Here is a 14,577-nt window from a genome sequence, read left to right as displayed (position 1 = left end):
TTGGGAGGATATCCAAATGAAGTTTAGTAGAAAAATTGCTATGACAGCAGTAGCTGGTTTAGCATTGATGGGACTTGCAGCTTGTTCAAATAATAATGGAAACAGCTCATCATCAAGTTCATCTGACAAGATTCCATCAAAGATTACTAAGAAGACTACAGTTGTTTTTTGGCATGGTATGACTGGGGTTCAACAAGATACTTTGAAGAAGTTGACTAAAGACTTTGAAAAGAAGAACCCAAAGATTACTATTAAGTTGGAAAACCAAGGTGCTTACAAGGATTTGCAAGCTAAGATTAACTCAACTTTGCAATCACCAAACAGTTTGCCAACTATTACTCAAGCATATCCAGGTTGGCTTTGGAATGCTGCACAAAACAAGATGTTAGTTGATTTGACTCCATACATTAATGATTCTAATGTTGGTTGGGGTAGTGCAGAGAAGTCAAACATTAGAACTGAATTGTTAGATGGTGCTCAAATTAAGGGTACTCAATACGGTATTCCATTTAACAAGTCAATTGAAACTTTGACTTACAATGCAGATATGTTTAAGAAGTATGGCATCAAGAAAGTTCCAACTACTATGGAAGAATTGAAGGATGCTGCTAAGACTATCTACGAAAAGAGTAACCACAAGGTTGTTGGTGCTGGTTTTGACTCATTATCTAACTACTATGTTTTAGGTGTGAAGAACGAAGGCGTTGATTTTAGCCAAAAGATCAACTTTAGCGATGCAACTTCAAAGAAAGTTATTAACTACTACGCTGATGGTGTTAAGAATGGTTACTTCAGAGTAGCTGGTTCAGACATGTACTTGTCAGGACCATTTGCTAACGAAAAGGTAGCAATGTTTATTGGTACTTCAGCTGGTGAAGGCTTCGTAAAGCAAGGTGTTGGCAAGAAGTTTGATTACGAAGTAGCTGCTCGTCCTGGTAAGTACACTATGCAACAAGGTACTGATATTTACATGTTCAAGCATGCATCTGCAGATCAAAAGGCTGCTGCATTTATGTACATGAAGTTCTTAGTATCTAAGTCAAGCCAACTTACTTGGGCAAACGCTACAGGTTACATTCCTGTAAACAATGATGTTGTAACTTCAAGCGAATACAAGAATAATTCAAACATTAAGTTGCCTGCAAAACTTGAAGGTGCTATGAAGAATCTTTACAGTGTTCCTGTTGAAAAGAACTCTAACGCTGCATACGGTGAATTAAACACCATTATGCAAAACATTCTTTCAGCTGCGCAAAAGCATCAAGATGTAAACAACGCAATTAACGCTGGCAAGTCAAAATTTGATGCAGCTTGGAAGCAATAAAACTAAATAGCAATAAATTTAAAAAGAAGTTGAGATTGTATAATTCTCAACTTCTTTTGTTTTCTTTAAAATGGTAAGATAAATTAGCGGAATAAAATTGGACTAGGGGTGAGCTAATTGATTAAACAACAAACGTTTCCTAAGAAAACGAAATATAAATGGTTTGATATTAGTAATTTAAGTGAACAGGATAGTAATAAACTGCAAGATGAGTTTAACTTAACACCTGATATTATCTCATATATTTCTGACCGTCATGAACGTCCTCACTACGATTACGATGTTCATACTAAAAGTCATTTGCTGGTTTATGACGTTCCCATCTGGCCAACAAATTCAATTAAGCATTTTACAGCACATCCTATTACTTTTTTGGTTGTCGGTGAAAATATTTTTACTTTCCACACTGAATCAACCAGTTATATTTTTGATGAATTCAATGATCGAAGAATGCGCGATCGCTTAGCAGAAGCATCTGATGTAACTGAATTATTGATGATTTTTTTGCTTTATTCTTCACAATATTTCCAACGAGCAGTTACTCAGTTAGACGTTGAGCGTAATGGCTTAGATCAAAAATTATCTGATGAAATCGATAATAAGGATCTTGTAGAATTATCTAACATTGAAAAGAGTCTGGTTTACCTCTCGAGCTCAATTCAAACAGACTTAATGATGCTTCACAGTTTGGATCATTCACAACTTGAATTTACTAAAACTGCTCGAGAACGCCTTGATGATGTTTTAATTGAATCGAATCAGTCTGCAGAAATGGTTCAAATATCTCACCAAGTAACCAAGACCCTTGCTGCAACATCAAATAATATGATGAATAACAATTTGAACGATACGATGAAGTTTTTGACGGTTTGGTCGATTGTGTTAACAATTCCAACGATTCTAACTGGTTTTTACGGCATGAATGTGGCTTTACCAATTGCGCATAGTTCATTTGATTGGATTATTGTTGTTATCATCATGGTGGTATTAATGGGATGGTTAGTAATATTAATGCGAAAGCATCATTTCTTTTAATCAGGTAGTGTGTAAATGAAAAATAAAATATTCATTAGATCCTTACTGGTAACTTTTTTCGCATTTATGCTTTATTCAGCAAGTATGAAGCGGAATGAAACAGCAACTGTTAAAGTAATTGAGCCCAAGATCCAACGTAAGGCAAAAGCTCCTAGTAAAAAGCAGCATGAACCTAAAGCGCCTAAAATCGAAACTGCGGAATTTAATCGCAAGGTTTCTATCGTTAAAGGAAGTCAAACCGATTTAGCTACAGCAATAACTAAAGCTATGGGGAGCAACGATAGTTATCAAGTAGTGGTTCAAGATCTAAATAATTCTAAGCGATTTGCGAAAGTAGCAAATAGCAATCGCGTGCACAAAGTTGATCAAATTATGAGATTCTTCATCTTACTTGCTTTGTATAGAGAAGAGCAAAAAGGTAAGTTAAGAGCTTCAACTGTTGTTAAAATTTCTAAAGCCGATCATGCTAAAAATGATCAAATGCTTCAAGTAAATATTCAATATGGATTAGCATATTTGCGTCAGGCAATGATGCAAGGAAGTAAGACAGCTGCTAATGCTTTGCTTAGAACAATTGGCTCAAAACAAGTAGCGCAAATAATTCAAGCTACAGGAACTAAACAGACAAGTTTGAAAGGGAAGTTTACTGCGAATACGGTTGGAGAGACCACAGCAGAGGATCTGAATAAAGCGGTACTTGCTCTTTATCAAGGACAGGTAGTAAAAAAGGAGTATGCCTATCGAGTTTTAGCGGCTATGCATAATCCTAAAATTAAATTGACAAGCAAATTATCAGGTACAATTTATGGAATAGGCGATAGTAATGCGGAGATTGCTATTGTTCAGACAAACGGCAAATCATACGCTATTTCTGTCTGGTCTAACACAAATACGAAATTTGCTAAATTAGGGGAAGCTGTAAATAAATGGTTTGCAAAATAAGCGTTAGAAAAACGCTTATTTTTTATTTTTTTGAATAATTTACACATTGTAGATTGTATTCTTCAATGTGTAGTGATATATTATTTACATGCTAGAAAATAGGAGGCTAAACAATGGCGCAAAAACGAAGTCTAGATTTAGATAAAGTGATTGCAAAAGCCAGTGAGTTAATTGCAGATCGTGGATTATCAGAAATGACTATGCCCAACTTAGCAAAAGCCTTAGGTGTGCGCTCGCAATCGCTATATCATTACGTCTCGGGCCGACATCAATTGCTATCGCTAGTTGGTGCTAGTCGTATAAAAGAACTTCACCAAGAATTAGTTAATAATCTTTTGGGATTATCAGGTGAAGCTGCATTATTGAAATTTGCAGACATTGTACGTGATTTTCTGTTAAAGGATCCCACTATTTTTAGTATCCTTTATCATTTGAATGATTATTCCCATGAAGATGCGATTACACAGGAAATTGCTAACATTTTTGAGCTGGGTGAGAAGCTTAATTTAAGATCAGACAATGCGCCATCGTTTCATGTCCTAGTCGGCGCAGTTCTCGGATATGTCTTTTTGGATAAAGGCCTAGCATTTACAGATGAGAGCGCTGAAGAAGCGAATGAAAATTATCATAAGATGATTTTGCGCTTGGTTCAGCCAGCAGGTATTTAACTTTAGTGAGTGGAGGATTTTAAAGTGCAGAAGTTTATCAAAAATCATGTATTTTCTTTAATTGCATGGATACTTATTCTGCTTATCTCGGTCTTTGCTTTACCAAATATTGGTCATTTGACAAGTGAACACTCAACAATTTCTTTACCAAAGAATGTTGAAAGTGAAGTTGCCAAGACCATTCAAGCAGATTGGGGTAAGAAAAAGAAAAACACTTATGAAGTCGCAATTGTTTTTAACAAAGAACACGGCAAATTAAGTGCTGATGATAAAGCTGAAATCAATAATACTATCAATAAGTTTAAAGATCATAAATCTAAATATGGTATTACTGATGTCTTGGCTCCTGATGATAACATTGCTACTAGAAAGAAATTACAATCTAAAGATGGTACAACATGGGTGATGCAATTAAATATTGCAAAGAGCCATGGCCGAATTGCAGATGTTGAATCTGAAATTAATCAAGCGGCGAAAACTAGTGGCGTCAAGACTTACGTTACTGGTGCTGATATTTTGGAAAATGCCTTTTCTCAATCAATTCAAGAAGGTATCAAAAAGACTGAAGCTATTACCGTTGTCTTTATCTTTATCGTATTGATAATTGTCTTTAAGTCACCAATTGTGCCACTTATTTCATTGTTAACAGTTGGAGTTTCGTTCTTAACATCATTCTCAATCGTTACCAATTTAGTCCAAAGTGCTAACTTCCCATTCTCAAACTTCACTCAAGTTTTCATGGTTATTGTGCTCTTTGGAATTGGTACCGACTATAATATTTTGCTCTATGATAAATTCAAAGAGAATTTAGGTAAGAGCATGAATAAATATGAGGCGATGAATGATGCCTTAAAGAATGCCGGAAAAACGATTCTTTACTCAGGAAGTTCCATTTTAATTGGATTTACTGCATTAAGTTTAGCTAACTTCTCTATTTATCAATCAGCTGTGGGTGTAGCTGTGGGTGTTGCAGTATTACTACTAGTGCTACTGACATTGAACCCATTTTTTATGGCTACGCTTGGTGAAAAAATGTTTTGGCCAGTTAAGAAATTTACTGGTGAAACTGAAGATAAGCTTTGGCACGGAATTTCTAAGTCAACTTTGAGACATCCAATTATTTATTTGGTTGTACTTGGAGTAGTCGTAGCGCCATTTATGATGATGTACTCAGGTAGCTTGAACTACGATGATACAGATGAAATTGCTAATGACGTTCCAGCTAAAGCAGGATTTTTAGTTGTTCAAAAACACTTCTCTAAGGGAATGGCTGAACCATCATACTTGTACATTAAGAGTAAGCATCGTTTAGATAATGAAGCTAATTTGAGATTGATCGATCAATTGACTAAGCAATTGCAGAAGTCTGATGATGTTTCATTCGTAACTTCAGTAACTGAACCTTATGGTGAAGCAATTGACAAGTTATATGTTGATAACCAATTAGGTACGGTCAATGATGGAGTTGATCAAGTTAGAACTGGTCTTGATAAGTTAAGCAAAGGTAGTCAAAAGGCAACCAATGGTGCTCAACAGTTAGCTACTGGCGCTCAAAGTTTGCAAAGTGGAACAGCGCAACTTCAAACTGGAGCATCAAGCTTAGCAAGTGGCGCAAATAAATTACAAGCTGGTGCAGGCAGTTTGCAAACGGGTACGCTTGGCTTGGTAGGAGGAATTGCCAAACTTCAAGCCGGAGCTAATGGCTTATCGACAGGCTCAAGTTCACTAGCAAGCGGTGCAAATAAACTTCAGGCTGGAGCAGGTAGTTTGCAGACAGGCGCTTCTAGTTTAGCTACTGGTACGGCACAATTAGTAGCTGGCTTGAATAAATTAAATACCCAGTTAGCAGGACAAATGTCATCTGCTAATAAGGCACAATTAAGTCAATTAGAAACTGCACTGCCACAAATTAATGATGGTATTCAACAATTAAATCAACAAGTTAGTGGGTTGGATATTAGCGGTTTAACTAGTCAAATGAATAATTTACAGGCTTCAATTAAAGCTCAAGAGACTAGCAAAATGGCTAAGATTGCAAGTGCCTATAGTAGTGACTTTGCAAGTCGAATCAATCAAATGTCTGGCTTGACCCCAACTCAAAAGCAAGCAATTGCTCAAGCAGCTAATGCTTCAATGCAATCTGCAATGGCTGAAGCTGGTTCAAGTGCAAGTGCTAATGCAGGTGCTGGCAACAACTTATCAAGTCTTACAAGTCAAGTAAGTCAACTGCAACAAGCTGTTAAAACTTTAGCAACGGCTTCAAACCAAGCCCTTCCTGGAGCAGCTACTGCACTTAATAAATTAAGTTCCGGTTTGGCTCAAGTGCAAACTGCTGCAGCTTCCGGAGCAGCTGGAGCAAGCAAACTTCAAGCCGGAGCTAATAAGTTGAATACAGGTGCAGGAACACTTGCAACTGGCTTAGGCAGTCTAGCAAATGGTGCAAACAGCTTAAATTCAGGCGTTGGTCAATTTACAACTGGACTTAATAGTTTAGATGCAGGTGCCAACAAGTTGAACACAGGTGCAGGAACACTTGCAACAGGTTTAGGTAGCTTAGCTAACGGCGCTAACCAATTGAATAGCGGTATTGCACAAGGAGCAGCCGGAGCAAGTAAATTAACTAGCGGTGCTCAAAGCTTAGCAAGTAGTATGCCTGCCTTAACCAATGGTTTAAACGAAGCTAATAACGGCTTAGGTCAAGGTGGTTCTTACTTAAGAGGTTTACAAGATTCAGCCGCTTCAAAGACGTTCTATATTCCAAAAGAATTCATGAAAGACAAGGACTTCCAAAAATCAATAAAGGTTTACTTGAGTCCTGATAAGAAGTCAGCGCAAATTATTATCGTCTTTAATTCGAATCCAAGTGCACCTGAAGCAACTAAACGTTCACAAGAATTAAGTGCTATGGCAAGAAAGTCGCTTCAAGGTACTATTCTTGGTAATGCTAAGGTGGTAATGGGTGGCCAAAGTTCTAAGATTGAAGATACTAAGAATGTGGCTAATGGTGACTTTATTAGAACGGCAGCAATTATGTTGATCGGTATCACTTTTGCTTTGATCTTTGTAACTCGTTCATTATTGCAACCAGTATATATTATGGGTACTTTGTTAATTGCCTACTTATGCTCATTGTCAATTAACCAATGGATCGTTCAAGCGGTTCTTGGTAGAAGTCAATTAACTTGGAATACGCCATTCTTCAGCTTCATTATGTTGATTGCTTTAGGTGTTGACTATAGTATCTTCCTCATGACTCGCTATAGAGAACTTGATGGCCAAGGTATGACTCCAAGTCAAAGAATCTTAACCGCATCTGGAATTATCGGAACAGTCGTTATTTCAGCGGTTGTCATTTTGGGTGGTACGTTTGCTGCTTTGATTCCATCAGGCATCCCAACATTAATTGAAGTTGCCTTAACTGTTATCGTAGGTTTATTAATTTTAGTCTTGATCTTACCTATTACGCTTTCAGTTGGAGTAAAATTAACTTATGAAGGCATTGATATGCATTGGGGTAAGAAAAAGAATAAATAATTTAACAGCATTTGAAAAAAATAAATATGGTGGGTAAAATATACTTATCCTAAGAAAAAGTCTGGGACGATTGTTCCAGGCTTTTTCTATAATAGCTGACTAGAAAGATTGAGAAAGATGCTAAAAAACTGCCCAAATTGTCATCAACCGGTTCTTGAAAAAGATAATATTTGTTCAAATTGTGGCTTTAATTTGGAAAAGTATCGCCAAACTTTTTTTACAACTGGGGATGTTAATGCTTCGAAAACTAAAGAAGAGACACCTAAACCAAGAAGAAGGGCCGCCTATCAACAGGAATTTTATCCGGATAAGCAAAATGAAGTAGTTAAAAAAATTATCCTTTGGCTAAGAACTAATGCCATGATTGTTTTTTTAACAGGAATTATTTTGATGGTGCTTACTAGCTTTTCACCAACCTTAGGGTGGGTAACCCTGATTATCCTTTTAATTTGGCTTTATTTTGTCTGCGATCGTAGTAATGAAATTGAACAATATATTGTTGATCGTAGGCTGACCGAGTTAGTAAATCGTTCAGGCTCACGGGTATTTAATAGTTTTGAGGATCGTGAGAATAATGCTAAGACAAAACGTGGCGAATTTATTGAACATCATCCTAAAGTAAGTCAAAAACTAGCTCAAAGACATGGTCGACGAATACGTTTGAACTATGTTCAGTTATCAGTAATTATCATGGCAGCAATTAGTTTAATTGTGGTCTTTTCAGGATCTGGAGCTTCAGTATCTGAATTGACGAATCTAGAACAGGTTTCAATCTCAAGAGTGATTCTGACTTTAGCAACCAAATCTTTAGGTAACGGAGGAACTCTGACCCAAGCGTTGATTTTATTTGGGAGCTGGCTGATTTTAGCACTAGTGCCACTGTTTATTATTTTTGCAGTTTTAGAAAATACCAAAAAAGGTAAAGTTAAGGCCTTTATTTGTTCCTTAATAGAAACTGCAATGCTAATTTTTGTTGTGTTCAAGTTGACTAGTGTTAATACAAGTACAGGTATGATCAGTCAGTTAGCAAATCAATTTACTAGTTATGTAGTAACTATCGGTGTAGCGGCATACTTATTAATTTTATCAAGTATCATGACTACAATTTTGAGTTGCTATAATATCTTTAAGAAAACCGATGAAGGATTAAATGAAGAGCCAAAAAAATAAGCGTCAATCTGATACATTTATTGGGATTGTATCAATTTCGACGCTTATTTTTTTATTTAATTATTGATTGTTTTTAGTGACATCAATTACCAAATGTTCGTTAACGAATGCCATTAAGCCCAATTGGCTCAATTCACGGCCGTATCCGGATTTCTTAACACCACCAAATGGAAGTTCACCAGAAGTAATCCAACGGCCATTAATCACTGTCATACCCGTTTCAATTTGAGCAGCTACTTCTTCAGCATGCTTAATGTCTGCACCGATAACAGATGAGCCAAGACCATAGCTTGAATCATTTGCAAGAGCAATTGCTTCAGCTTCATCTTTTACTTCATAAACAACGGCAATTGGTCCAAATAATTCTTGATCAAAGATTGGATTATCTTTAGTTACATTGGTTAAAATAACAGGTCTAAAGAAGGCACCTTCGTGATTGATTTCTGGATATTGGTAATAAATTTCAGCTCCACCTTCAAGCGCTGCATCCAATTGTTTTTGCAATTTTTGTTTTGCTTGTTCAGAATTAAGTGGTGGCAAGCTAGTTCCTGGATCTAAGGGATCACCGGCTTTGAGAGATGAGAAACGGTCTTTTAGCATCTTAAGTACTTCTTCGTAGCATGAAGATGTAACAATCATTCTCTTAGATGAAGTACATACTTGGCCGTCATTATAGGTACGTGCATCAAATAAGACATTGCGTAAAACTGTTGGATCTGCATCATCTAAAACAATGAAAGCATCGTTTCCACCTAATTCCATCGTTGATTTCTTTAGGTTTTTACCTGCTTCGGCAGCTACAGAAGCCCCGCCTCGTTCAGAACCAGTCAATGCTACGCCTTGAATTCGAGGATCGGCAATGATTTTTGCCAATTGATCGTATGAAGGATATAAGTTGATTAAACTACCTTCAGAAGCACCAGCTTTTTTTACTAATTTAGTGATTAAAGCTGCAGAACCTGGAACGTTATGAGCATGTTTTAAAATTACTGGATTTCCTACTACAAAGTTAGGAGCAAAAACTCTAATTACTTGATATAGTGGGAAATTCCATGGCTCACAAGCAAGAACGACACCGGTAGCTTGCTTCAAATAGTATGCGTTGCCTAATGGAGAAGGGAGAGGGGTAGGTTCGAGCAACTTGGGACCATTGTTAGCATAATATTCACAAATATTGATGCAGACGTCGACTTCTTCTTTGCTTTCGCCGATAACTTTACCCATTTCTTTGGTCATCAGTTCAGCAAATTCATCCTTGTGGTCGCGTAAAGTGTCAGCCAAATTTTGCAAAATTTTCGCTCTATCTGTTGTAGATTCATGGCGCATCTTCTTATAAAGTGTGTGAGACAAGTTAATAGCTTCATCAATTTGTTGATCGCTAGGATTTTCATAGCTAGCAAAGACTTCGTTCGTGTATGGATTAATCGATTGATATTTTGACATAAGTATTACCTCGATCTATTTATCTTAATGATTACATCTAAAATTATAAAGCGCTTACAAAAAGTTAGTCAAGTAATTGAACTGCTTTTCTGATAAAATACCTTATAAGGTTTTCATGAAAGGACTAATGTTAAAATGACGCAGATACCCACAGCAAAAATTTATTTAGGCTCACCCTTTTATACTGATGCTCAACGTGAACGGGTGGTTCAAGCTAAAGAGCTACTAGCTAAAAACCCCACTATCGCTAGATTCCATTTTCCTTTTGATCAAAGTTTCGTCGATCCTGACGAAGAAAATCCGGAAGTTGGAGGTATTCGTTCAATGACTTGGCGAGTAGCAACTTATCAAAATGATTTGACTGAAATTGTCAATGCTACTTGTGGAGTTTTCTTATACGATATGGATAAAATTGATGACGGCTCAGCCTTTGAAATCGGCTTTATGCGGGCATTGCATAAGCCAGTTGTATTGGTGACTTTTACCGAACACCCAGACCGTGAAAAAGAGATGAACTTAATGCTAGCTCAAGGGGCAACTACCATTATTGATGGCAACGAAGAGCTTGATAAATTAGCTAGCTTTGATTTTAACGCGGTACCTGCTAATCCAGTCCGTGGCTACAAGATAATCTAACTTAAAAAACGTAAGTTGCAAGCGACTTACGTTTTTTTGTTATCTGTGACGTTTGGCAATTTGGAACAAATAGTCAAGACTTTCATCTAAGTATTCCTTGGCATAGTCCATTGCATGACCATGTCCAGGAATTACCATAAGCTGACTTGGTAAATTTTTGGTTGATAGATAATTAATAAAATCTAGGACTGAAGTAATTGGTGTTAATTCATCAGCAGAATTGATCATCAAGAGGGGCCCTAAATTTGTTAAATCGAATGACTTGGCGTTAATTTTAGCTAATACCGCTTCATTTGCTGTACCAGCATAAGTTTGAGCAAAGTATTTGTAGAAGGAAGCAGCGATTTGATGACGGTCGATTAAACCAAATTCCTCTTTTGCAACGGGTGATGGTTTGGTATCGATGTGGTTTTTAAACCAGTCTGAAAATTCTACTGGAGCAGACCAAGTAACTGTAGGAAAGCCAAACTTACCTGCAAGATAAATAGCCATGTTCCCACCAACACTCGCACCAATTTGAAAAATATTTTTTTGATCGTCATCATCTGTGTAATGAGATTCAAGTAGCCAATTTACAAAAGTGAGAGCATCATCATGAGCTGCTGGATAAATGTGCTTTGGAGCAAGGCGATATTCAGGGATAAACGTCATAAAACCAGCATTGGCAAAGCTAATGCCAAATTCTTTGACGCTTTCTTTATTCCCCCTGAACCAGCCACCTCCGTGCCAAAAGATCAAGATTTTGGTATTAGTTGTTGTATCATTAGGAAAATAGATATCAGTTGCTAGTTGATGATTTTGATCATAGATAATGTTGTTTTTGATTATTGTCATGATTCCACCCTTTCATTAAGATAACTTTTTCTAAACCTATTATAGAGAAAAAATTGTTAGATTGGTAATGTGAATAAGATTTTATTAATCATAGGCCGATTAGCTTACTGAAGGTGCTTTTTCTGGTAAAATGAGGCCAGGATATACAAAAGAGAGGGATCAAGATGCATTTGTCAGAAGAAAAGAGTCGCAAATTACTGAATTATGCCACAGTTATTTCATCGATAATTATGATTATTCTTGTAATTTACTGGTATCGATTAGGAATTTTTACTGATCAAGCTAAAATGCGAGCCTATTTGGCAAATAAACAAATAGTTGGTCCATTGATTTTTGTACTTATTCAAATTGTCCAAGTTGTAATTCCAATCATTCCTGGTGGAGTATCTTTACTAGGAGGAGTCGTGTTTTTTGGCCCAGTTGCGGGCTTTATCTATAATTATGTGGGTATCTGCATTGGCTCGTTGATCAACTTTTTCTTAGCCAGACATTATGGTAAAACTTTTATTTATCATATTATTTCAGAAGAAACTTTTGAAAAATATGTTGACTGGACTAAAAATCAAAAACGATTTAATTGGCTATTTGCACTTTGTATCTTGGCTCCAGCTGCTCCGGATGATGTGTTATGTTTGCTGGCTGGTTTAACGGAAATGAAGTTTTGGACTTATTTTTGGATAATTATTTTATGTAAACCGTGGACAATTGCGGCCTATAGTTTAGGACTGGTGTATGGATCAAAATGGATTTTAGGCTTTTTTCAAAAATAAAATTAGCAGGTCAAAGGATATATTTACGTCCATTCAAGCGCGGAGATGAAACTACGCTTCTCAAGTGGGGAAAAAATGAACACTATCATCAAACGGCAGGCTTTGAACGGATTAATAATATAGAAGAGGCTAAGATGGTACTTCATCAATATTCTCTTCGCCAGAGAAGCTATGCAATTTGTTTACAAGAAAATCGACAAGTAATTGGCTTGGTAGAATTATATGAGCGAGGGATGGAAAACCAGGAGCTTTTGGCAAGTAAAGAAGTTGGGTTTATGCTTGACCAAAAATATGAAGGTCAAGGATTAATGACTGAAGCTTTAAAATTAGTGTTTAATTATGAATTTACTGAAGATGGTCAGGAAGAAATTTGGGCAGGAACATTTGAAAATAATTTGAAGGCTCAAGGATTGTTGAAGCGATTAGGTTTTACATATGTCTATTCCGTTGATTATCGAAATTTAAGTGAACTATTTCCATATGAAGGAAAATATTATTTGCTCAAAAAGACAGAATGGCTTAAAATAGAGCAAAACACGAAATCCTAAGACAGCTTCAGAGAGTTTGCGGGTGGTGCGAGCAAACGAATGTCGTTTCCAGATTTCTTAAAGTGGGCAATTAATAGTTGCACGGTTGGGCTCCGTTATCGCTTATAAAGAGTGCAGCAGCAATGCTGAAGATGGGTGGTACCGCGAAGCCATAGAGCCGATTCGTCCCAGATCAGGGATGATTCGGCTCTTTTTTTCAGTTTATGGAGGTTTTTATTCTATGCTAGATATAAAAGTTATTCGTGAAAAGCTTGATTGGGCAAAAGAAAAGCTTGCTACTCGTGGAATCAAGCCAGAACAACTTGATGAATTGGTTAAGATCGATGCTGATCGTCGTAATGCAATGCAACAAAGTGAACAACTTAAGGCAGAACGTAATGACGTTTCAAAGCAAATTGCTGAAGCTAAACGTAATAAAGAAGATGCTAGCGAAGCAATCGCTCGCATGCGTGAAGTAGGTAGCAAGATCAAGGAATTAGATAATCAAGTTAATGAATTGACTGAAAAGCAACAATATATTTTGTTACGTTTGCCTAACTTTCCAGCAGATTCAGATCCAATTGGACCAGACGAAAGCTACAATGAAGAAGTTCGTAAATGGCATGAACCAGAAACTTTTTCATTCACACCAAAAGCACATTGGGATTTGGGTACTGATTTAGATATCCTTGACTGGGATCGTGCTGCCAAAGTTTCTGGTGCTAGATTTGTTTACTACAAGGGTGCAGGAGCTTTATTGGAAAGAGCTGTATTCAACTTCTTCTTAGATGAAAATACTAAAGAAGGTTATACTGAAATTATTCCACCATATTTAGTAAACGATGATTCAATGCAAGGAACTGGCCAATTCCCTAAATTCCGTGAAGATGTCTACACGATTGTTGATAACGATGATCCAGATAAGCCATTGGATTTGACTTTGATTCCTACTGCAGAAGTACCTTTGGTAAACTACTTTAGAAATGAAATCATTCATGGTGAAAAATTGCCAATCAACGTAACTGCTATGTCACCAGCATTCAGAAGCGAAGCAGGTTCTGCAGGTAGAGATACTCGTGGTTTAATTAGAATGCACGAATTTAGAAAAGTAGAAATGGTCAAAATTTGTAAGCCGGAAGATTCATGGGATGAATTGGAAAAATTGACCCATAATGCTGAACATTTGTTACAAAAATTAGGCTTACCTTACCATGTAGTTGCCCTTTCAACTGGGGATGCTAGCTTTACTAGTGCAAAAACTTATGACTTGGAAGTTTGGATGCCAGCTCAAAATAAATATCGTGAAATTTCAAGCTGCTCAAACTGTACTGATTTCCAAGCTCGTAGAGCACAAATTCGTTACCGCGATGAAAATGGCAAGTTACATTTAGCTCATACTCTAAATGGTTCAGGATTAGCTGTAGGTAGAACAGTAGCCGCAATTTTGGAAAATTACCAAAATGAAGATGGAACTGTTACTGTGCCTGAAGCATTAGTACCATACATGAATGGCATGACCAAGATTACTAAACAAGATAGTTTAATTTAACAAATATATAGGCAAAACAAGTGTAAAAACTTTTTTGCCTTTTTTATTTATTAAAACCCGCATGGAAACAGGACTTAGGGAGAGGTCCTGTATTTTTTTGCAATTTTTTCAAAAAAAGTTTTTGAAGAAAAAGGAAGAAAAATAG

General features: G+C 36.7%; 12 protein-coding genes. 10 read left to right on the top strand and 2 right to left on the bottom strand.

All coding sequences use genetic code 11. The features are described from left to right. Nucleotides 1–16 precede the first annotated feature (16 nt). The 6 genes from BN52_RS03970 (at nt 17) to BN52_RS03945 (ending at nt 8,673) form a co-directional block, all read left to right on the top strand. A complete protein-coding gene (locus tag BN52_RS03970) occupies nt 17–1,324 on the top strand; it encodes an extracellular solute-binding protein (RefSeq protein ID WP_008472944.1) in 1,308 nt (435 codons plus the stop codon). A 117-nt stretch (nt 1,325–1,441) separates the two neighbouring features. Then, nucleotides 1,442–2,359, top strand: coding sequence for a magnesium transporter CorA family protein (locus BN52_RS03965; protein ID WP_008472943.1), 918 nt, complete (start codon nt 1,442–1,444; stop codon nt 2,357–2,359). A 15-nt stretch (nt 2,360–2,374) separates the two neighbouring features. Next, on the top strand, nt 2,375–3,301 hold the full coding sequence (locus tag BN52_RS03960) for a serine hydrolase (protein ID WP_040473367.1): 927 nt from the start codon (nt 2,375–2,377) through the stop codon (nt 3,299–3,301). A 113-nt stretch (nt 3,302–3,414) separates the two neighbouring features. Next, nucleotides 3,415–3,969, top strand: a complete 555-nt coding sequence (locus BN52_RS03955) for a TetR/AcrR family transcriptional regulator (protein WP_008472941.1) — start codon at nt 3,415–3,417, stop codon at nt 3,967–3,969. Nucleotides 3,970–3,993: 24 nt separating this feature from the next. After that, the gene (locus BN52_RS03950) at nt 3,994–7,503 is read left to right on the top strand and encodes an MMPL family transporter (RefSeq protein WP_008472939.1); all 3,510 of its coding nucleotides are present in this window, start codon (nt 3,994–3,996) and stop codon (nt 7,501–7,503) included. 117 nt (nt 7,504–7,620) lie between these two features. After that, the gene (locus tag BN52_RS03945) at nt 7,621–8,673 is read left to right on the top strand and encodes a zinc ribbon domain-containing protein (RefSeq protein ID WP_040473366.1); all 1,053 of its coding nucleotides are present in this window, start codon (nt 7,621–7,623) and stop codon (nt 8,671–8,673) included. A gap of 60 nt (nt 8,674–8,733) precedes the next feature. Here BN52_RS03945 and BN52_RS03940 read toward each other — a convergent pair whose 3' ends face one another. Further along, nucleotides 8,734–10,116, bottom strand: coding sequence for an NAD-dependent succinate-semialdehyde dehydrogenase (locus BN52_RS03940; protein ID WP_008472937.1), 1,383 nt, complete (start codon nt 10,114–10,116; stop codon nt 8,734–8,736). Between the two features lie 135 nt (nt 10,117–10,251). Between BN52_RS03940 and BN52_RS03935 the strand changes: the two genes are divergently transcribed. Further along, nucleotides 10,252–10,752, top strand: a complete 501-nt coding sequence (locus BN52_RS03935) for a nucleoside 2-deoxyribosyltransferase (RefSeq protein ID WP_008472936.1) — start codon at nt 10,252–10,254, stop codon at nt 10,750–10,752. 39 nt (nt 10,753–10,791) lie between these two features. Here BN52_RS03935 and BN52_RS03930 read toward each other — a convergent pair whose 3' ends face one another. After that, the gene (locus BN52_RS03930; protein WP_008472935.1) at nt 10,792–11,586 is read right to left on the bottom strand and encodes an alpha/beta hydrolase; all 795 of its coding nucleotides are present in this window, start codon (nt 11,584–11,586) and stop codon (nt 10,792–10,794) included. 164 nt (nt 11,587–11,750) lie between these two features. On the opposite strand from BN52_RS03930, the gene BN52_RS03925 reads away from it, so the two are divergent. From BN52_RS03925 to serS, 3 genes are all read left to right on the top strand, one after another. Then, nucleotides 11,751–12,356, top strand: a complete 606-nt coding sequence (locus BN52_RS03925; RefSeq protein ID WP_008472934.1) for a TVP38/TMEM64 family protein — start codon at nt 11,751–11,753, stop codon at nt 12,354–12,356. Beyond that, nucleotides 12,329–12,904 (top strand): GNAT family N-acetyltransferase, encoded by a 576-nt coding sequence (locus BN52_RS03920; protein WP_008472933.1) that lies wholly within the window; start codon nt 12,329–12,331, stop codon nt 12,902–12,904. The genes BN52_RS03925 and BN52_RS03920 overlap by 28 nt, the downstream gene beginning before the upstream one ends. A 220-nt stretch (nt 12,905–13,124) precedes the next feature. Next, entirely contained in the window at nt 13,125–14,432 is a 1,308-nt protein-coding gene (gene serS / locus BN52_RS03915) for a serine--tRNA ligase (protein ID WP_008472932.1), read from the top strand. Nucleotides 14,433–14,577 lie beyond the last annotated feature (145 nt).

Source organism: Lactobacillus gigeriorum DSM 23908 = CRBIP 24.85, from assembly GCF_000296855.1.
Lineage (GTDB): Bacteria > Bacillota > Bacilli > Lactobacillales > Lactobacillaceae > Lactobacillus > Lactobacillus gigeriorum.
This window is presented reverse-complemented; position numbering and strand designations above follow the sequence as displayed.